This window comes from Mycobacterium sp. 2YAF39 (assembly GCF_052114565.1).
GTDB lineage: Bacteria > Actinomycetota > Actinomycetes > Mycobacteriales > Mycobacteriaceae > Mycobacterium.
The window spans coordinates 1-426 of sequence record NZ_JBFREZ010000053.1; the positions used below are offsets into that span (position 1 = coordinate 1).

1 protein-coding gene is annotated in these 426 nt (G+C 65.5%); it reads left to right on the top strand.

Annotated features, from left to right (window positions below; genetic code table 11):
• On the top strand, positions 1–266 hold a 266-nt coding region (locus AB4Z42_RS28435; protein ID WP_442012587.1), incomplete at its 5' end, for a hypothetical protein.
• Positions 267–426: the final 160 nt, after the last annotated feature.

The window sequence follows — 426 nt, forward strand, 5'->3', positions numbered from 1 at the left end:
ACATCGTCGACTCTCCCTTGCCGGCCGGGCCGCCGCCCGTGGGTTTCAGCTTTTCGGTCAGGCAGTCGTACGAAGGCGCGCGTTCGCCGTTCACCTCCACTTCCACGCACGGCGCCGCCCAGGCCGACGCCATGGGCGCCGCGCTACCCGCCGCGATGGCGGCTATCGCCACCAGCCAGTTCTGCATGCCCATGTCGATGCCTCCGTTCGTGTCGTTCGTGTCGTTCCTGTCGTTCGTGTGGGCGCTCTGCCTCGCCCGAGTATAGCCAGCCGTGCCGCGCGGCCGCGCACCATTTTTTCTCAATGAAGCTTTTGTGACAAACGACAGTCGGCGCCCGTGCCGGCCGTCTAGGCAACCGAGCGCAACGCTGACATGAAGGCTTTCCATCATGTCTCCCGCTGCCGAATGCATCCGCATCACGGGCC